This window comes from Caballeronia sp. KNU42, from assembly GCF_053760385.1.
This window is the reverse complement of the sequence record NZ_CM132389.1, coordinates 2,140,819-2,159,252: the sequence shown is the minus strand read 5'-3', so window position 1 is coordinate 2,159,252 and position 18,434 is coordinate 2,140,819. Positions and strand designations below refer to the sequence as shown.

Genomic DNA, 18,434 nt, shown 5'->3' with positions numbered 1-18,434 from the left:
CAATGGCCGATCACGACCGACTACATCCGCTACGTCCGCTCCTGAAGAACTGGATCTGGGAGCACGGCCGGATTGGAACTCGCTATCTCGACTACATCGATGGCGAAATCAAGTTTGATGAAGGCAAGAAATCGCATTTCGCAGCCGAAAAATATGTCTATGTGCCCCTCGACAAGGACGCTCGAGACGATGCCTCCGTAGAAGGTCCTGCGATCCAGGACGCGGGCCTTGCCCGGTTCTTGCGGGCCGCGCAATTAGGCACGCCGGAGGACGCCGGATCTGTCGCAGAGGTTCAGCGTGCAGTGCAGGATTGCGTGGAGCTCGGCCTGTTCAGCGCCTATCAACAGGAAGCTCGCGAAGCACAGGCCCGCTATGCGCAAGAGGCCATGTTTGACGACGAGATCCGCGCGGCGGTTGTCGAGGACATACGACGTATCTACACCGGCATGCGGGAGCAACTGGCGCTGTACGATTTCAGTGTGCTTTACGGTTTGCCCACGCCGCTGCTGATCAGCGAGACGCCCTTCATCGACTGGCGCGTGCGAGTCAGCCCGGGCCTTCCGTTTGTATCGCTTCCGCTGGGACCTTATTGCCTGCTGGTCGGCGCGGTGTCGGGCAGGAAGAGCAAAGTCGGCCCCGTGGTCTGGAAGGCAGCTAGTGCAATGGGCCCATTGAAGGACCACAACCGCCAGATCGTGGAGCGCGCACGTCTGTGGCTGGTGGCGACTACCGATGACCAGCTCGTCCCGGTACAAAGCCGCCTTGCCGCGGCCATGGGCTGGAAGCCAGACGATGCGAAGCCCTGATCGAAGCCGGCGACGCAGTACAAGCCGTGCTCACGTTCAACAGCGCTTATGTGACCGTTCTCATGGCCTGCGTGCGCCGCTGCGGCTCCGTTCCCCCGAAACTGTTACTCTTCCCGCTTCCGACCGCAGCCTGGTCGCACGTGGATGGGCCAGGCGCCTGGCGCCAAGCAACACAGGATTTTGAATGTTCGGTTTTCTACGCAGTTATTTTTCCAACGACCTGGCCATTGATCTCGGCACGTCAAACACGCTGATCTACATGCGCGGCAAGGGTATCGTCCTCGACGAACCTTCGGTCGTGTCGATTCGTCAGGAAGGCGGCCCGAATGGCAAGAAAACCATTCTGGCCGTGGGCAAGGAAGCCAAGCAGATGCTCGGCAAGGTGCCCGGCAACATTGAAGCCATACGCCCCATGAAGGACGGTGTGATCGCCGACTTCAGCATTACCGAGCAGATGATCAAACACTTCATCCGGATGGCGCACGAGCACCGCATGCTGGCGCCATCGCCGCGGATCGTCGTCTGCGTGCCGTGCGGATCCACTCAGGTCGAACGGCGTGCGATCAAGGAAGCCGCGCATAGCGCCGGCGCGTCGCAGGTCTACCTGATCGAAGAACCCATGGCGGCCGCAACCGGCGCCGGCCTGCCCGTGTCCGAGGCCACCGGCTCAATGGTGGTCGACATCGGCGGCGGCACCACCGAGGTAGGGGTCATTGCGCTTGGCGGTATCGTGTACAAAGGTTCCGTGCGCGTCGGCGGCGACAAATTCGACGACGCGATCGTCAACTATATCCGTCGCAACTACGGCATGCTCATCGGTGAGCAGACCGCCGAAGCCATCAAGAAGGAGATAGGCTCCGCGTTCCCCGGCTCCGAAGTCAGGGAAATGGACGTGAGAGGCCGCAACATGTCCGAAGGAATACCGCGTAGCTTCACGGTATCCAGCAATGAGATCCTCGAAGCCCTCTCCGACCCGCTGAACCAGATCATTTCAGCGGTCAAGATCGCGCTTGAAAACACGCCGCCTGAACTTGGCGCCGACATCGCCGAACGCGGCATCATGCTCGCGGGCGGCGGTGCACTGCTGCGCGACCTCGACCGCCTGCTTGCCGAGGAAACCGGCCTGCCGGTGCTCGTCGCTGAAGCTCCGCTGACGTGCGTCGTGCGTGGCTCGGGCATGGCGCTCGAACGCATGGACAAATTCGGCAGCGTCTTCTCTTACGACTGAAGGCGTCGTCGCCATTGCTCTTGCAGTCACTGCCGGCATGTCAGCGCCGAGGTATTGAACCTCACTAAACGGAAATGGCGGCATACGTTTCGTATGCCATTCGCGTCTTCCCTTAAAACAGCTTTTGCCATTCATCCTGCTTCTGCATATCTGCTCGAGTGTTGACCTCGATCAGGACGCCACCCGGTGAGCGGCAAAAGAACCGCGAGCCACGCGAGTTGTTGAATACCTCTGTTTCCATGCGAACGCCGCCCTCCAGGAATTCCTTATAGAGGATATGGACGTCATCCAGGCTGTCGACTTCCAGGCCGAAGTGGAAATTTTTGGGCCACGCCGGCGCGTCCTCCGCGACGTGATCCAGAACGATGTCAAAGCCATTCCGTTTGAGCAGGCAGCTCTCTCCAGCGGCGACGATCTCGCAGCCAAGGTATTTCTCGAAAAATGCAGCCGTCTCGGCTACGTTGGTAGTGGGAAAGCTCAGGTGATTCAGCTTTGCTTCTTTATGAAGATTCATGGTCGATCTCGCAGACAGGTTGAAATGCGCTGTAAAGGGAGTGGTCGCCGATCGGCGCCTATAGCGGTTGTGCCGGTCGTGCTGTGCTCCACGGCGTCCATTTTGCGAGTAATTGCTCGATTTTTAAACTCGCATCGGACAGCGCACTTACCCTGGCGCGAGGCCTTGTAACGGCGGGGGTTTACGCGTCTGCCACACCACTGATCTGAACGATTGCTCGCATTTCCGCCGCTGCGGAAAACACACCTGCGAAGCCGGCTATTTCCGGGCTCGTGACTTTTCGGGCTGACGAACCACGATCCCCAGGTATCCGAACAAGGCACGGCTAACGCGGCTTTCCAGATCCTTTCGATCCGATTCCCCGCGCTCCCCTGCTGCATCCACTATCGCGCGAAGCACGACGACGAGGTCGTCGGTCGTGGTCTCCAGGTTTGGCTGCGGTGGAATATCTTCACGGGCCAGGATCTGTCGAATCACTTCGCGAAAAGCGGCCTTCGATGTCGCCAGTTCGCTGGCAATGGCGGGACGGTTTTCCTCGAAATCGAGCGCGCGTGCAAGCGCGGGTCGACGCAGTTGCTGACGGACCGAGACGGTAATCAGGTGCTCCAATGCCCTCTGACCCGTGGGCTCACTCAATGCGCCTTCAGCCTCTGCAAAAAACACGGCCCCTTCCCGCTTGCTCAGGGCAACGATGATCGCGTCCTTGTTAGGAAAGTATTGATACAGGGAACCCACGCCGACGCCCGCACGCTGCGCGACGAGATTGGTATTCATCCCGTCCATCCCCTTCGTTTCGAGCACCCGGGCCGCTGCCTCCAGGATCGTGGCGACGGTTTGTTCGGCACGGGACTGCTGTGGAATCTTGCGCGGCTTTAATGATTGACGTCTGATTTTCGTCACGATGTAACCTGGTAAAAAGCGAGTATTCACTCGAATTCTACCGCGCAGCGAATGATTTCCTTAAGGGACGCAGCCAGGTTAGTAGCAACATATTAAATGCAATGGAAAGGTATCCGAAATATAAATGCCACAAATCCTTCACTGATTACAATTAATGCGAGTTGTACGATAGCAAACCAGCGGCCACAGGAAATGATCATGCCTGATCTCATGTTTCCTCAGACAAGTGTCAGTGAGCGTACCCGTAGCACCGGCCTGGCAATCTTCCTGCTGATCATCGCGGTAGGCGTCGCCTACGTCGCAGTCCATCTGGTAATAGACCTCGAGCCCGTTAAACAAAGCTCGGCATTCCCCTACGTCCTGCTCGGCTTCGCGTTGCTGATCGCGCTTGGCTTCGAGTTCGTCAATGGCTTTCACGACACCGCGAATGCCGTAGCGACCGTTATCTACACTCACTCGCTAACGCCGAATCTCGCCGTGCTCTGGTCGGGTGCATGGAATTTTGCGGGCGTACTGGTCTCCAGCGGCGCGGTGGCGTTCGGCATTGTCCAGTTGCTCCCCGTCGAGCTGATTTTGCAGGTGGGTGGGCACGCGGGTTTCGCCATGGTATTTGCGCTGCTGATCGCGGCGATCGTCTGGAACCTGGCAACGTGGTACCTCGGACTTCCCTCCTCCAGCTCACACACGCTGATTGGTTCGATCATCGGCGTTGGTCTGATGAATCAACTGATGCGCGGCCCCTCAGGTACTACCGGGGTCGACTGGGCGCAGGCCGTCGGTGTCGGCAAATCACTCCTGTTTTCGCCTATCGTCGGCTTCCTGCTCGCCGGTCTGCTCTTGTTGATACTCAAGGCCGTGGTACGTGTCCCCGCGCTCTACGCTGAACCTGTCGGCAATAAACCGCCGCCATTCTGGATTCGCGGCCTGCTGATCCTCACCTGTACGGGCGTCTCCTTCGCCCATGGATCGAACGATGGGCAGAAGGGCATGGGCCTGATCATGTTGATCCTCATAGGCACGGTGCCGACAGCCTATGCGCTGAACAAAGCAGTCACGCCCGAGCAAACCCAGGCCTTCGTGAATGTCGCCCATCAGGCATCGGCCGTGTTCGACAAGTACGGCGCCGGCTTGCCCGCGTCTGCAAACGCTCGTGCAGACGTGGAAACCTACGTGCGAACCCGCCAAATGACAGACGCAACATTGCCGGCGGTAAAACAACTCACCGACACCGTCGCCCAGCAAATCACTTCAGCCGGATCGATGAGTACCGTACCGCCCAGCCTGGTCGACAATGTACGCAACAGCATGTATCTGGTGTCGGAAGCAATTCGTCTGATGGAGAAATCGAAGCTGCCCACCTTCACGGCTGATGAGCTGGCCATCATCGACGCCTACAACCTGCAGCTTAATCACGCGACCAAATTCATCCCGACCTGGGTCAAGGTCGCGGTCGCCATTGCACTGGGGCTCGGCACAATGGTCGGCTGGAAGCGGATTGTGGTGACGGTCGGGGAAAAAATCGGGAAGCAGCACCTGACCTATGGCCAAGGCGCATCGGCGGAGGTGGTCGCCATGCTGACCATCGGAGCCGCGGATCTGTACGGACTTCCGGTATCGACTACGCACATACTGACATCGGGGGTTGCGGGCACGATGGCCGCGAATGGCTCGGGCCTCCAGTGGAACACCTTGAGAAGCCTGGTGCTGGCCTGGGTGCTGACGCTGCCAGCGTCCATTGCGCTGGCAGCGGGACTCTATTGGCTCTTCCGGGTGATCGCCTGAGCGCTGCTGTGCAGTGGACTGAACGATCCACGGATCGGCATCGGAACGGCTCAGTCATCGCGCCTTGCTCGCGGTTGCAACCCATTGGTCGAATTGCGGCTTGTTGGTTCCAAGCCATTCATCGGCCAGCTTCGCAATCAGCGGCGAAGACCCGCCGTTCTTGCTGATTGCATACTCCCACTGCGACCATGTCGCGACGGGGAATTTGATCTGTTCGATCAGCGTCTTGATGGCCGGATTGGCGGCGATGAATTCCTTGTTCGCCACGGAATCGAAGTTCCATGACGACATCGCCATGCGGCACGGGTCCGCACCGCCGGCACAACCTTCAACGCCCTTCAATAACGCCGTGGCCTTGTTCGGCACGTTGGGCGGCATGGCATCCGCGGGCGTCGGCAGCCATACCACGTCCTTTCCCGGAACCAGCGCGTTGGTTGCCCACGACGGACTCCATGCGTAGAAAAACGCGGGCTTGCCGCTCTTCACGCGCGTCACCGCATCGACCATCAATGCCTCGTATTTGCCGCGCACCGCGTGGACGGTTTGCTTGAGGCCGAATTTATCCAGCTGGTAATCCACCACGTCACCGCAACTCCAGCCCGGGTCGCAACTGATCAGTTCCGCCTTGCCGTCGGTGCCGAAAAGACCCGCTATCTTGGGATCTTTCATTTGGTCGAGACTAATGATGTTGTACGCAAGCGCCGTCTTCCTGTCGATCACATAGCCGTTGATGCCGCCGCCTACAATCATGCCGTTGCCGACAATTTGCGCCTGTTTTTCAACCGCCCGAAAGCCTGGCTCGCGCTGGGGGAAATTCACATCGGTCGCGATATCCTCGTCGCCTTGCGCCGCGGCCTGGAAGAACAGCGTGGTGTTCATGGTGCTCATCTTCACGTCGTAGCCCAGCGCTTTCATCGCTTTCATCACGATCTGCGCCGCGACGTAGTTGCCACCGAGGCTGTCGCCCTGTGCGTAGCGAATCGTCTTGCCATCTCCTGGCAGCGCAGGTGTGGCAGAAATCGCGTTAGCCGATGTCAGGCCGACGGCTGCGACGGCAGCAAGTAAGCTCGCTGCCCGGACAAATGCTCTCATCAATGCTCCTCTTTCGTGATCGTTCGATTGCCTGGTTTTAAAACCAGACGCTTGCTTAGGTTCACTGACTATTATCACAGGGCCTTTTCGGCATCGTGGGCCGTGTCTGCCGGCGTGCCCCGCGGAATGCGTCCACCGCGGATGAACCTTGCCAGCACCGGCAGAAGCGCGCTCCTGGTTCCACCCTTCGACTGGGCCAGCGTCTGGGTGATCCGATCGAGCATCATCGCGAGCAGCACGATGGCGATACCGCCAATGGCCGCCTGACCGACATCAAGACGACCCAGCCCTTGCAGCACTACAAGCCCGAGACCTTCCGCACCGATCATCGCGATCACGACCGACATCACCATGGCGGTGAGCACGGTCTGGTTGAGACCGCCGAGGATAGTCGGGATGGCCAGCGGCAACTGAACCTCCCACAGGAGCTGGCGTTTGTCCGCACCGAAAGCGAGACCCGCCTCAACGATCTCATGGTCGACCATGCGAATCCCGAGGTGCGTGAAGCGAATCAGCGGCGGCATGGCCGTAATGACGACCGCGACTTCGCCCGGCACCGTGCCCACGCCGAAGAGCATCACCACGGGCACGAGATACACGAACGTCGGCGTGGTCTGCATGATGTCCAGCACCGGCCGGACGATCCGCCAGACCCGGTCGCTGCGCGCACACCAGATGCCGATCGGAATACCGATCACCGCGCAGAACACAATGGCGGTGGCGATCAGCGAGAGCGTGGTGATGGCTTGATCCCAGACGCCGAGCATCGCGATAACGATCAACCCTACTAACGTGAACCCGGCGACCCCAAGACTCGCCAAGCGCCACGCGAGCACGAACATCAACAACAACATGACCGGGAACGGAATTGCATGGAGCATGCTGTCGTTGAAGTTCAACAGCCGTTCGACGGGCCATTTGATGAGCAGGAAGAACGGCCGCAAGTTGAGCGCGATCCATTGCACGCCGTGCTGGATCCATTCGCCGACCGGCAGGCCTGCGAGATCATCGGCTTTAATTAACATGGCGTACTCCCGCGGCGCCAGGGGCGCCAATGCCTGCCAGAATCTGCCCGGCTTCCAGACGGCCTATCAGACGGCCGGTGTCATCTATGACGCCGATCGCTCCACCGGCGCGATAACTGCCGGCGACATCGACGAGCTTGGTATCGGCGGGCACGCAGGTGAAGCGCGTGTCCGGCCGGGGCATGGAGCCGCCGCGCGCCAGTTCGATCCCGGACGCCGTCACGGTGCCGAGGATGCGTTCATCGGCGTCGAGCATGAAGCCCGATCCCGGCTCGCCTGAAGCATCGCCCAGCACGATCCCGTCGGGGCCGCGCAGGATGGGCACGAGCGATGTCATCACCGACGCGGCATCGAAGAGCCGTCCACGGTCGACTTCACGCGTGAACGCGGCGACATACTCGCTGCCGGGTTCAAGCACGATGGACTGCGGCGTGCCTTCGCGCACGAGCCGTCCCTCCGACATGATGGCGATGCGCGAGCCAAGCTTGAGCGCCTCCTGGAAGTCGTGCGTGATGAACAGGATCGTCTTGCTCAACGTGCGCTGCAGACGCAGTAGTTCATCCTGCATCTCGGTGCGGATCAGCGGGTCCAGCGCGCTGAATGCTTCGTCCATGATGAGGATGTCGGCGTCGGTCGCGAGCGCACGCGCGAGACCCACGCGCTGACGCATGCCGCCGCTCAGTTCATGCGGCATGTGGTATGCCCAGCGCGCGAGGCCGACCACACTCAGCACTTCCTCGGCGCGCTTGCGTCGCTCCGGCGCCGACATGCCGCGCAGCTTCAATCCGAACTCAACGTTTTCAATGACACGCCGGTTGGGCAGCAACGCGAAATGCTGGAACACCATGGAGATGCGATTGCGCCGCACCTCGCGCAATCCGGTTTCATCGAGCGTGCAGATGTCCTCGCCGTCCAGCAGGATCTTTCCGGCGCTCGGTTCGTTGAGCCGATTGATACAGCGAGCAAGCGTGGACTTGCCCGAGCCGGACAGTCCCATGATCATGTACATCGAACCCGACGGCACGCTCAGGGAAACGTCGTCGAGTCCGACGACCTGGCCGAGCGTCTCCTGCACCTCCGACTTGTTTTTCCCGGCGTTCAGCATCGCCAGCGCCCTCTCCGGCTTGTCCGTGAACACCTTGTACAAGTGCTCGATCTTCAAGCGCTCGGTCATAGTCTCTTCTCCTCATGAAAGCCTGCGGAACGTGACAGATGCTGCAACGGTGAAAAGTCCGTCGGCACGAGAATCCGGTTTTCCGCCTGCTCGATGTTCTCTGACAGCCTGGGCAGGAAAGCCTGCCATCGTGAATCATTCGCCAGTTGCTCACGGCGGCGCGCCCGGTCCTGAAGGTCTGCATAAGCCCACCAGTGCGTCACCTGGCTCAAGGGGCCGATATCGCTGGTGAAATACCCCACGAGACCGCCGAGTATGGGCTGCTGGATCGCCAGCCCCTCCTCGCGTACAAGTTGCAGATAACGGCCCATGCAGCCGTTCCTGATCCGATAGATCCGCTCTTCGACAATCATCGGCTCATCTCCTGATCATCACTCGCCAGAAAACCGCGCATCAGCGTCGCGACAAGGTCCGGGGCTTCGATCAGGATCGAATGCCTCAAGGCTGGCAGGATCTCGAGTTGCGAGCCGGGAATGCGTTCGTGCATGAAGTGCGCCATGCGCGGATTGGAACCCTGATCCTCCTCGCCGGTAGCGATCAGCGTAGGCACACCGATCTGATCGATAAGACCACCGAAGTCCGTTTGCGCCAGCACGCGATAAGCGGCTGCATAGCAGTCGGGATCGTTCTCGGCATTGCGCTGACGCATGCGCTCGACGAGTTCAGGATGACGCGCCTGAAACCCTTCGGTCAACCAGCGCGACAACGACGCATCGTAGTGCGAGCCCCGGTCGCCGGCTTGCAGTGCAGCAAGCCTTGCCGCGACCCGCTCACGCTCCTCGGGCGTACGGCCCGCGACAGTCGCCAGCAACACGAGCTTGCGCAATCGCGTCCCATGCGTCAGCGCCAGCCGCTGCGCAATCAGGCCGCCGAGTGAGAAGCCGGCGAGGTCGAATTGTTCGAAGCCAACGTGATCAGCGAGAGCCAGCACGTCCCCGACGAAATCATCGATTTCATATCGACCCTTGATCAGCGACGAGCGTCCATGACCACGCAGATCCAGCGTCAGGATGCGGAAGGTATCGCTGAGTTTTGCCGCGACGCCTTCCCACGCTTCGAGACTCGACCCCACGCCGTGGATGCAAACCAGCGAGCGCGAACCCTCACCCTGAAGCCGATAATTCAGCTCAACACCACGGCCGCTGAATGTGCGTTCATTCGCCGGTTGAGTAATTGAGGTCCTGGCGGCGTCCATGACTCAGTACCCCGCGGCGGCAACAGTCTTCCGCTCGCCCCGTGACTCCCGTTCGAGAGCGGCATCGCGGGCGGCAAAGTGCGGCATCACTTCATCGATAAAGAGGCGCAACGTCTTGACCTGCAGCTCAAACGGCAGGTTGAACGAGAGCCCCAGGCAGTATTGATCGACGCCCTGATCCTCATAGATCTGGAGCTTGCGGATCACTTCGTCCGGCGTGCCGAACATGAGGTTATCGCGAATGTTGGCCGGATCGTAGTTGGCGCGATTCGCCACGGTCTCGTAAGGCACGGGCTCGGGAAAACCCGCCGTGACGGTGCCAATGTTCTGCATGAGGTTCTCGAAGGTGCGGCCATAGTCCACGCTGTGGCGCACCACGGTTTGCCAGTCATCAGGGCGATCGTAGACGCATGTGCGCCGCTGCATCATGAATCGGGGGCGCGGATGTTCCGGATGGTCGGCAACTGCCTTGCGAAATTTCTCGCCGAGCACGGCGACCTCAGCCGGCGGAGAGGACAACGGGGTCGACAGGATGTTCGCGCCAATTCCCACCGCCCAGTCGAAACTGCCGGGGTCCCGCGTGGCGACCCAGATAGGCGGATGAGGTTGCTGCAATGGCTTGGGCACGGAGGTGGCAAGCGGAAACTTCCAGTAGTGTCCGTCATGGGCGTAGTCCCCTGCCCACAGCTTCTGCACGGCCGGCACGAGCTCCTTCATATAGCCCACGCCCTCTTGTTGAGGAATGCCGCCAGCCATGCGATCGAACTCGTACTGATACGCTCCGCGCGCAATGCCGAATTCGAGGCGTCCACCGGTCAGGTGATCGCACATGGCGGCTTCGCCTGCGAGCCGGATCGGCGACCAATATGGCGCGACCAGCGTCGCCGTGCCGAGCCTGATGCGCTGGGTGTGCTGCGACAACCACGTCAGGATGGTGAACGGATTAGGCGAGACGGTGCATTCAATCGTGTGATGCTCGGCGGTCCAGAGCGTCTCGAACCCGCCTTCATCGGCTATGCGGGCGAGCGCAAGCATATTGGACATGGCGGTCGACATTGAATCCTTCGGCGAAAACCGCTCCATGCTGATCGAGATGGCAAATTTCATAATGGGTCTCTTGATTTGGTTTTATTAGCAACGCGCATGGCTTAGCGCAAACGGATCACGAACGGGTCCTGCATGGCGCCCGAGTAATCGATCACGACGTTCTTCAGACGCGAGAACTCGCGCATCACTTCGAAGCCGCCGCGTCGGCCGTAACCGCTTCGCTTGGTGCCGCCGTTCGCGGACATATAAGCTGCTGAACGATAGGTGTTGACCCACACCGTGCCCGCCTCGATGTCGCGTGCAAAGCGCAGCGCGCGGTCGATGTTCTGGGTCCAGATGCCCGCGGCCAAACCGTATTCGGTGGCGTTGGCGAGCGCGATCAGTTCCTCTTCCGTGTTGAACGGAACCACGCCCACCACCGGTCCGAAAATCTCCTCCTGCATGAAGCGCATCTCGTTGCGAGCTTGCGTCATGACAGTCGGCTCGAAGTACCAGCCGCGTGATAAAGCAGAGTCTTTTGGCTGGCCGCCGCCTGCCGCGATCTTTGCGCCTTCGTGCACACCGGACGCGACGTAACCCACGACCTTATCGAGCTGACTGGCAAGCGCGAGCGGCCCGATATCGGTGTCGTCGGCCATGGGGTGTCCGACCTTGACCCGACGAGTACGCTCAACCAGAGCCTCGACGAAACGCTCATACACCGGCGCCTCGACGAAGCAGCGCGAACCCGCCACACAGGTCTGCCCGGCCGCCGCGAAGATGCCCGATACAACACCGTTCACCGCCCGTTCCACATCGACATCCGAGAACACGACGTGCGGCGACTTACCTCCGAGTTCCATCTGGCAGGGGACAAGATTTTCCGCCGCGTTGCCGGCAATCTTGCGACCGGTCACCGTGCTGCCGGTGAACACAAACTTGGAGATGCCGGGGTGACGCGTGAGCGCGTCGCCGGTGGTGGCACCGTCGCCCGTGACCACGTTGAGCACGCCCGGTGGAAAGCCTGCTTGAATCGCCAGTTCAGCCAGCGCGAGTGTTGAGGCCGTCGCGTGTTCCGACGGTTTGACGACCACCGTATTGCCTATCGCGAGACACGGTGCGAGCGTGCCGGTAAGCATCATCAGGGGCGAATTCCACGGGATGATCATCCCCACCACGCCAATCGGCTCACGCAGGTTGAAGTTCAGCGTATCGAGCTTGTTGACGGGAATCGTGTCGCCCTGAAGCTTGTCGGCCATGCCGGCAAAGTAGAGATACGAATCAGGGATAGCCCGCATCTGCGCGCGCATTTCCTTGATGAGCTTGCCGTTGTCGCGGCATTCGATCAGCGCCAGTTCGTCAGCGTTCGCGAGGACAAGATCCGCAAGACGGCGCACCAGTTTGCCGCGATCGGTTTGCGTGATCCGGCGCCATGCCGGGTTCTTCAGCGCCGCTTGCGCTGAACGCACGGCGGCATCCACGTCCTCGGCATTCGCCTGCGCAAACTCGTACCAGGGCAGCGCCGTCGTGGGGTCATAGCTCGATACATACTGGCCGCTGCGTGGAGGCGTGAACTCTCCATGGATGAATAGATTTTGTCTCGACCCTTGCAAACTTTCGACTGTCGTTTTCATCATGTCCTTTCCGGAATCAAGGTTGCAAATGCTGCTGCATGTGTTGTGTGGGGCTGCGCCGCGCTCACCATCGCGACACGGCCGCCATCGTGTGAATCCATGTAGATGCCGAACCGTCCGCCTGCGCTCTCGGTCACGAAGCGCCGCAGCATGCCGCGTATTTCCATCGTTGGAATGTCGTCGTACGGAAGCTGATCGAGCGGGAAGAAGCGGAAGTTTTCAGGGATCTCGCAAGCCGCGCGCGGCAGCGCCAGCCGGGCGCGATAGATCAGGTAACCGGAGTCGCTGCCGGCTGCGTCGAAGACGGAATAGAGGAACGTATCGTCGGGCAGCAATTCCAGATCGTCTCCTCCCGCAATGGGAAGCCGGCCGTTGACGAGACGGTGCGGTGCGCTTGGCAGCGTCCAGCCGTTCTTGCCATCGCCGGCCAATAGCAGCGACCCTTCTGCCGCGATGAGATAGCCGACCATCATGTTGTGCGATGAAAGCCAGCCGGGCGGCAAGGGATTCTTCACTTGCGCATAGCGGCCGCGGCAAAAGCCCAGCGGTGCTGAAGGACTCGTTCCAAAGGCCTGCACGCGGCCGATGAGAATCGTGTGGTCTCCTGCATCCACCCGGTCGTGAACCGTGCAGTCGAACCACGTCAGGCATTCAGTCAGGACCGGGGCGCCGGTGTGCACGCCGTCGTGACTGACGGCGGCGAATTTATCGGCGGATTTGGAGGCGAACAGATTGGAGACGTCGGTCTGCGCTTCGTGCAGCAGATTGACGGCGAAGTGATCGGTATGCTGGAAGACAGGAAAACTCGAGGCGCCCTTTCCTACGCATACGAGCAGAAGCGGCGGATCGAGCGACACCGACGTGAACGAGTTTGCCGTCATCCCGCGCGGACGGCCTTCGGCGTCGCGCGTGGTGATGACCGTCACCCCTGTCACGAACGTGCCGAACGCCCGGCGTAAGGCCACGGGATCGACAGCGACAGGTTTATCTGAAACATCGGCTTGCATGAACTTCACCTCGAACGTCGTTACGTTGAGGTCTAAGTTAAGCCATGCAAAATATGATTTCTTCCGCCGGATCGGAGGACATCCGAGGCTGATTACCCTCTCATTCGAGGTATCGGCTTCGCGTGCTTCGCGGACGGTATGGTGCTATCGACCAGGCTGTGCAGTTGCAACGCAAGCTCGATGGCGAAACGCTGTTCAGGCGTTTCGACCTGAATGCCGAACAGGTCCGAGATCCGCGACAGGCGATACCGCAGCGTCGTCACGTGAAGCTCCATCGCATCGGCGCAATGCTGACTGCGGCAGCCCGAGCGAACGTAGGCGGCCAGCGTCTCGAGGTAGGCCGACTTGTGCTTCTTGTCGTATTCCACTACCCGGCCGATGGCGCCGTCGATAAAGCTGCGCACATCGGCCGAATCGGCGGCGCCTATCAGCATGGGCAACGGCCCGAAGTCGGGGACGGTCATGGCGCCCCGCCTGCCAAACGTGCGGGCAACGCGGATCATGCGCCAGCAGCGCTCCCATTCCTTCGCGATCGATTCCAGACCTTCACACGTATCGCCGACGACTACGATAGGTTCACTGCCGAACGACCGGAACAAGGTCTCGGAGACGCGCTGCGCCAGTCGCGCGACCCGGTCCAGTTCCATGCCCTCTTCCTGCGGCACGAGACACACCAGCGCCCCGCCGACTGTCACGATGTGCACCGCAACATGCAACTGCGCCGCGAGCTGCGCGACTGCGCGATGGGCATCGATGGAAAGATCGGCGGACCCGTCCGTACGATCCGGAAAATCAGTCACGAGCATGCGCATGGGCGACGCGAGCGACAGCCCGAGACGGCGGGCGCGGCGCAGCATATCCTGCTCGTCGCGCCAGCGCCGTTCGACGATCTCGAAGAACAATTCGGTCAGCGTTCGCGTCTCGAAACGAAAGCGAATGACGCTGCGCATCAACTGCACGCTCAGCGCAAACTTCGCACTTTCGATCAGGAGTTTCTGAAGATCATTCGGGTCGGACTTGTCGAAGGTCAGCAGCGCGCCGACCGCTTCGTCGTCGACCATGAGCGGTTCTATGCGCGCGTCGAGCGAGAGCTTGTCGCCAAGGTGGAGCGTGATCGTCTCGGCGCGCCGCGTGGTGGCAGCGTCCCGGACCTCGCCAAGAATCTGGCGGCCCGTCGCGCCTTCGAGCATGAGGCGCCACGCGTCGTCATGGACACCCGGCAGCGGCGACGCGGACGCAAGCAGGGTGCTTGCGAAGAAATCCAGAATGAGCACAGGGGCATTGAGAAGATCGCCGAGCATGGCCGTGAGCGATTCTATGGAACCGCCCGCAAGCACTTCCTGCAATAGCGAACCCTGTGCGCCCAGCACGCGACGCAATTGCTCGGCCGCAGCAATCTGCGCGCGATGACGATGCGCTCGCTCAATCGCAATCGCTCCCAGATGCACGATGATCCCCATGAACGCGAGATCATCCGCGGACACATCGACCACTTTGCGCGACGTCACGGACATGACCATGGGCCGTCCTTCTACATCGACGCTCGCCATCGGATAGATCAGCACGGTGCAATAGCCGCGCTCATGCGCTTCAAGCCGATACCCAGGGAATTCAACGGACTCACGCGCGTCGCGGATGTACACGGGCTCGAAACGCTGCAGGGCAACCAGCGCGGGACTGGTCGCCAGTTCCCAGCGATCTCCCAGCGGGCGCCGCAGCATCGCATTGGTCTCATGACGCGCGGTAACCAGCGCGTAACCGTGCGCCAAGTCCACGGTCATGATCGAGCCCAGGTCCCACGAGCCGTGTCTGCATGCCGCCTGGATCAGGTCCCGCAGCAGCGTATCGAGGTCGCCGTCCGAGTTGATTTGGCTCGCGACATCACGCAGCGACATGATCCGCGACAATTGATCTGGCATATCAAAGCATCCAAAAGTCTTATTTCAATATACGACATAACGTAGCAAAAAATAAAAGATTCATCCGCCGAAGACGCGGAGGACGCACCCGGTTCGCATCGTTAGCATTCGGGATAGGACGAACCTAACCACGCTAGCCAATGGAGTGCGTAAATGGAAACCGGGATTCGCAAGATCGCGACGTTTATTGAAGAGACCGTTATCGAGGGTGGCCGGGCAGCAGAGCGGCCCATCACGACGGTGGTCGTAGCAGCAATAGTCCGCAACCCGTGGGCGGGTCAGGGCTTCGTGGAAGACCTCCGGCCGGAGATCCTGCGACTGGCTCCCGTGCTGGGCGCCGAGATGACACGTCGGCTTGTGGCCATCATGCCGGCCGATCGAGTAGAGGCGTATGGCAAGGCGGCGACCGTTGGCGTCAACGGTGAGATCGAACACGGTTCGGCGCTGATCCATACGCTTCGCTTTGGCAATATGTTCCGCGAGGCGGTCAACGGTACGGCCTTTCTCAGCTTCACCAATACGCGCTCAGCCCCAGGCGCGCTCCTGTCTGTGCCCATGATCCACAAGTCAGAAACGGGCAAGCGGTCGCACTTCATCACGGCGACGTTCCAGGTCGCGGATGCTCCCGGGCCGGACGAGATCCTGATCGCGATCGGCGCGGCGGACGGCGGGCGCGCTCATCCGCGCATTGCCGATCGATTCCAGGACATGGCGGAGATGGAGGCCGAAAAGGCGAGCGCTTGATGAGCAGGACGCGCTGGCGGTCGTGATCCGGAGGCGCTCGCATGCGACGGCTTTGCATGGGCTGGTTAGCTTGAATTCGATTTCAATACTACATAGGGAGACGACGTTCATGAAAGCAATGATGCGAGCGGCAACAGTCGCGGCGGGCCTGGCACTGACAGCACTCACAGCACCGATAACGCCTGCAATGGCCGCATCCCCGCAGGCGCAGCCAGGCGCGGGCAAGACGATTCATTATGCGCAGACCGACAGTCTGGGCGCGAATTACGTTGCGGTGCAGATTGTGAAGAAGGCGCTCACGTCGCTCGGCTACGAGGTGAACCTGAGCACGATGGGGACCGTGCTGTTCTTTCAGGCGGTCGCGCAAGGCGACGTCGACATGGAGACCGACGTCAATTTTCCGCAGAGCGAACCTGATTTCCGAGTGGTCCAGAACCAGGCGGAAATGGTCGGCGGCGGCGAGATCATCGGCGGCGGTATCAACGGCTATCTGATCGACAAGAAGACCGCGCTGGCGCACCACATCACCAGTCTCGACCAGATGAAGGACCCGAAGATCGCTGCGCTGTTTGGTGACGATAACAAGGCGCAACTGATCAGCTGCGATCCGGGCTGGAGTTGCGGTGACGTCGTCAATTATCAGCTGGACAAATTCGGACTCCGGCAGACCGTGCATCCCGTAAGCGGCAAATACGAGGCGCTCATGGCGGACGTCGTGACTCGCGTCAAGGAAGGCAAGCCGGCGTTCTTCTATGCGTGGAGTCCGTCATGGACGGTCAACGTGCTGGTTCCGGGCAAGGACGTCGTATGGCTGCCAACGCCCACCGACGCATTGCCGCCGAACGTGCCGAACCACGGCTCGGCGCTCGTGAATGGTGTCGAAGGGTGTGCGGGCGGCGCCAATCCGTGCCGCATGGCGATGGCGTCCTGGAACTATGGCGCGGTCGCTAACAAGCAATTTATTGCGGCCAATCCGGTCGTGAAGAAGCTCGTCGAGCAGATCCGTTTTCCATCGGAGACATGGTCGGCATGGGAGCTTGCAATCAGCAAGGGTAATGGCGCAACCACGGTCGTCTCGACACTGGCCGACCAGTGGCTGGCCGCGAACAAAACGCAGTTCGACGGCTGGGTCGATACGGCTCGTAACGCACACTGACGCAGTGGTCTGCGAAGGTGCAAGGAAGTGGCCGAGCGATTGCACCTTCGCGATATGACCTTCATGTTCGACCACGTTGCAAAAACATTGGCTCGGCGTTTCACGAGGCTACGCGCTTGCCCCAACGAACCCGCGGCTACTTGGCGGCCACCGCCTCTTTCCCGCACGAGGGACAATAATGTGCGAACGCATTCTTGCGCGTCTCGCAAAAGGCGCATGCGTCAAACAAGCTGATGCCGCAGTGCATGCAGAAGTCGAGTTTCGGATTGCTCAGGTCGGCCTTGCGTTCGCATCCCGGGCAGATGCCCTTCGCAAAGCGGCTTTGAGCAACGTCGTAACTCAGCGCCTGGCGACGCTGGTCATCGGGTAACGTCTCCGCGGATTTCTGGTTTTGCAGGTAGCGCTGCAAGGCATTGATGGAATAACGTCCGACCAAGATGGTCACGATCACGCCGACGATGTACCGGACATAACCGCCATAGTCGGGAAGGTACGGAACCAGCTCCACGAAAAACGCAAACAACGCGAAAAATATGAAGCCCCACACAAAGGGCCAGTAACGGTTCTTGCGATGCTTTGCAAACAGCCATCCACCAATTACCAGCAAAGGCAAAGTGATCGCCAGCCGGATGAGGAAATTCTTCATGTCGATGCCGCGCTGAAGCGCATCGAGTTTTTTCTCAGCCTCGGTACGAAGCGACGCTTCTGCTGCGCGTTGCTTCTCCAGTCCTTGCCGGGTCTGCGCGTTGGTTTGCTCTATCTGGTCCAGCGCTCTTTGTGCGGTTCGGACGTTGTCATTGAGCGTCTCAAGCGAATGCGTGCGGCTGACAAGCTCCTTGTTTTGATCGGCTTGTTCCGTCGCCGTGCGGGTAGCCAGCCAGTTAGAGAACGTTTCGTGCGCGCTCGTATATTCGGCCGTCGCGGCCTGGAGTTTGAGGCGCGCGGATTCTTCCGCTCTCTCGCCATCGCGGAGATTGCTTTGCGCTTGTTTAATCGATGTTTCTATCGCGGCGCTGGCGCCCGGATCGATCAGCGAGTCCAGCGTAGGCGGCGCTTCGACACCAGGGAGATTCCCGACAACCAGCCCACCCAGGCCAATCAGGAAACCCGCAAACGCGAAGGCGATCAACCAGAGCGCCCGGTGAAACCATTTTTCTGACACTCGCATGGGTTGCATCGGTCAATCCCCGTATTGAATTGCTACATGGCGGTCCATCGGTTCATGGGCGGCC

General features: G+C 60.4%; 17 protein-coding genes. 5 read left to right on the top strand and 12 right to left on the bottom strand.

What is annotated here, in order from left to right; translation table 11 throughout:
* Positions 1-2 precede the first annotated feature (2 nt).
* The gene (locus tag ACSOSP_RS29020; RefSeq protein ID WP_455311902.1) at positions 3-806 is read left to right on the top strand and encodes a hypothetical protein; all 804 of its coding nucleotides are present in this window, start codon (positions 3-5) and stop codon (positions 804-806) included.
* Between the two features lie 184 nt (positions 807-990).
* Positions 991-2,034 (top strand): rod shape-determining protein, encoded by a 1,044-nt coding sequence (locus ACSOSP_RS29015; RefSeq protein ID WP_455311901.1) that lies wholly within the window; start codon positions 991-993, stop codon positions 2,032-2,034.
* Positions 2,035-2,146: 112 nt separating this feature from the next.
* Here the strand turns inward: ACSOSP_RS29015 and ACSOSP_RS29010 are convergent, their stop codons facing one another.
* Both ACSOSP_RS29010 and ACSOSP_RS29005 read right to left on the bottom strand, forming a co-directional pair.
* On the bottom strand, positions 2,147-2,548 hold the full coding sequence (locus tag ACSOSP_RS29010; RefSeq protein WP_455311900.1) for a VOC family protein: 402 nt from the start codon (positions 2,546-2,548) through the stop codon (positions 2,147-2,149).
* Between the two features lie 258 nt (positions 2,549-2,806).
* Positions 2,807-3,448, bottom strand: coding sequence for a TetR/AcrR family transcriptional regulator (locus ACSOSP_RS29005; protein ID WP_455311899.1), 642 nt, complete (start codon positions 3,446-3,448; stop codon positions 2,807-2,809).
* A gap of 198 nt (positions 3,449-3,646) precedes the next feature.
* On the opposite strand from ACSOSP_RS29005, the gene ACSOSP_RS29000 reads away from it, so the two are divergent.
* Entirely contained in the window at positions 3,647-5,230 is a 1,584-nt protein-coding gene (locus ACSOSP_RS29000) for an inorganic phosphate transporter (RefSeq protein WP_455311898.1), read from the top strand.
* A gap of 54 nt (positions 5,231-5,284) precedes the next feature.
* Here ACSOSP_RS29000 and proX (ACSOSP_RS28995) read toward each other — a convergent pair whose 3' ends face one another.
* The 9 genes from proX (ACSOSP_RS28995) to ACSOSP_RS28955 all read right to left on the bottom strand — a co-directional run bounded on the left by proX (ACSOSP_RS28995) (position 5,285) and on the right by ACSOSP_RS28955 (position 15,302).
* A complete protein-coding gene (gene proX / locus ACSOSP_RS28995) occupies positions 5,285-6,322 on the bottom strand; it encodes a glycine betaine/L-proline ABC transporter substrate-binding protein ProX (protein ID WP_455311897.1) in 1,038 nt (345 codons plus the stop codon).
* A 74-nt stretch (positions 6,323-6,396) separates the two neighbouring features.
* Complete coding sequence (locus ACSOSP_RS28990) at positions 6,397-7,347, bottom strand: ABC transporter permease (protein ID WP_455311896.1); 951 nt, start codon at positions 7,345-7,347, stop codon at positions 6,397-6,399.
* Entirely contained in the window at positions 7,337-8,521 is a 1,185-nt protein-coding gene (locus ACSOSP_RS28985; RefSeq protein ID WP_455311895.1) for a quaternary amine ABC transporter ATP-binding protein, read from the bottom strand. The genes ACSOSP_RS28990 and ACSOSP_RS28985 overlap by 11 nt, the downstream gene beginning before the upstream one ends.
* Complete coding sequence (locus ACSOSP_RS28980) at positions 8,518-8,874, bottom strand: NIPSNAP family protein (protein ID WP_455311894.1); 357 nt, start codon at positions 8,872-8,874, stop codon at positions 8,518-8,520. Before ACSOSP_RS28980 ends, ACSOSP_RS28985 begins: the two co-directional genes overlap by 4 nt.
* Entirely contained in the window at positions 8,871-9,716 is an 846-nt protein-coding gene (locus ACSOSP_RS28975; protein ID WP_455311893.1) for an alpha/beta fold hydrolase, read from the bottom strand. Before ACSOSP_RS28975 ends, ACSOSP_RS28980 begins: the two co-directional genes overlap by 4 nt.
* 3 nt (positions 9,717-9,719) lie before the next feature.
* On the bottom strand, positions 9,720-10,823 hold the full coding sequence (locus tag ACSOSP_RS28970; protein ID WP_455311892.1) for an LLM class flavin-dependent oxidoreductase: 1,104 nt from the start codon (positions 10,821-10,823) through the stop codon (positions 9,720-9,722).
* A gap of 41 nt (positions 10,824-10,864) precedes the next feature.
* Positions 10,865-12,376 (bottom strand): aldehyde dehydrogenase, encoded by a 1,512-nt coding sequence (locus tag ACSOSP_RS28965; protein ID WP_455313703.1) that lies wholly within the window; start codon positions 12,374-12,376, stop codon positions 10,865-10,867.
* Positions 12,376-13,383, bottom strand: coding sequence for a flavin reductase (locus tag ACSOSP_RS28960; RefSeq protein WP_455311891.1), 1,008 nt, complete (start codon positions 13,381-13,383; stop codon positions 12,376-12,378). Before ACSOSP_RS28960 ends, ACSOSP_RS28965 begins: the two co-directional genes overlap by 1 nt.
* A gap of 92 nt (positions 13,384-13,475) precedes the next feature.
* Entirely contained in the window at positions 13,476-15,302 is a 1,827-nt protein-coding gene (locus tag ACSOSP_RS28955; protein ID WP_455311890.1) for a helix-turn-helix domain-containing protein, read from the bottom strand.
* A gap of 153 nt (positions 15,303-15,455) precedes the next feature.
* On the opposite strand from ACSOSP_RS28955, the gene ACSOSP_RS28950 reads away from it, so the two are divergent.
* Positions 15,456-16,046, top strand: a complete 591-nt coding sequence (locus ACSOSP_RS28950) for an amino acid synthesis family protein (RefSeq protein WP_031356849.1) — start codon at positions 15,456-15,458, stop codon at positions 16,044-16,046.
* A 109-nt stretch (positions 16,047-16,155) separates the two neighbouring features.
* Complete coding sequence (gene proX, locus ACSOSP_RS28945; protein WP_455311888.1) at positions 16,156-17,202, top strand: glycine betaine/L-proline ABC transporter substrate-binding protein ProX; 1,047 nt, start codon at positions 16,156-16,158, stop codon at positions 17,200-17,202.
* A 136-nt stretch (positions 17,203-17,338) separates the two neighbouring features.
* On the opposite strand, the gene ACSOSP_RS28940 is transcribed toward proX (ACSOSP_RS28945), so the two are convergent.
* Positions 17,339-18,370 (bottom strand): serine endopeptidase, encoded by a 1,032-nt coding sequence (locus tag ACSOSP_RS28940; RefSeq protein ID WP_455311886.1) that lies wholly within the window; start codon positions 18,368-18,370, stop codon positions 17,339-17,341.
* Positions 18,371-18,434 lie beyond the last annotated feature (64 nt).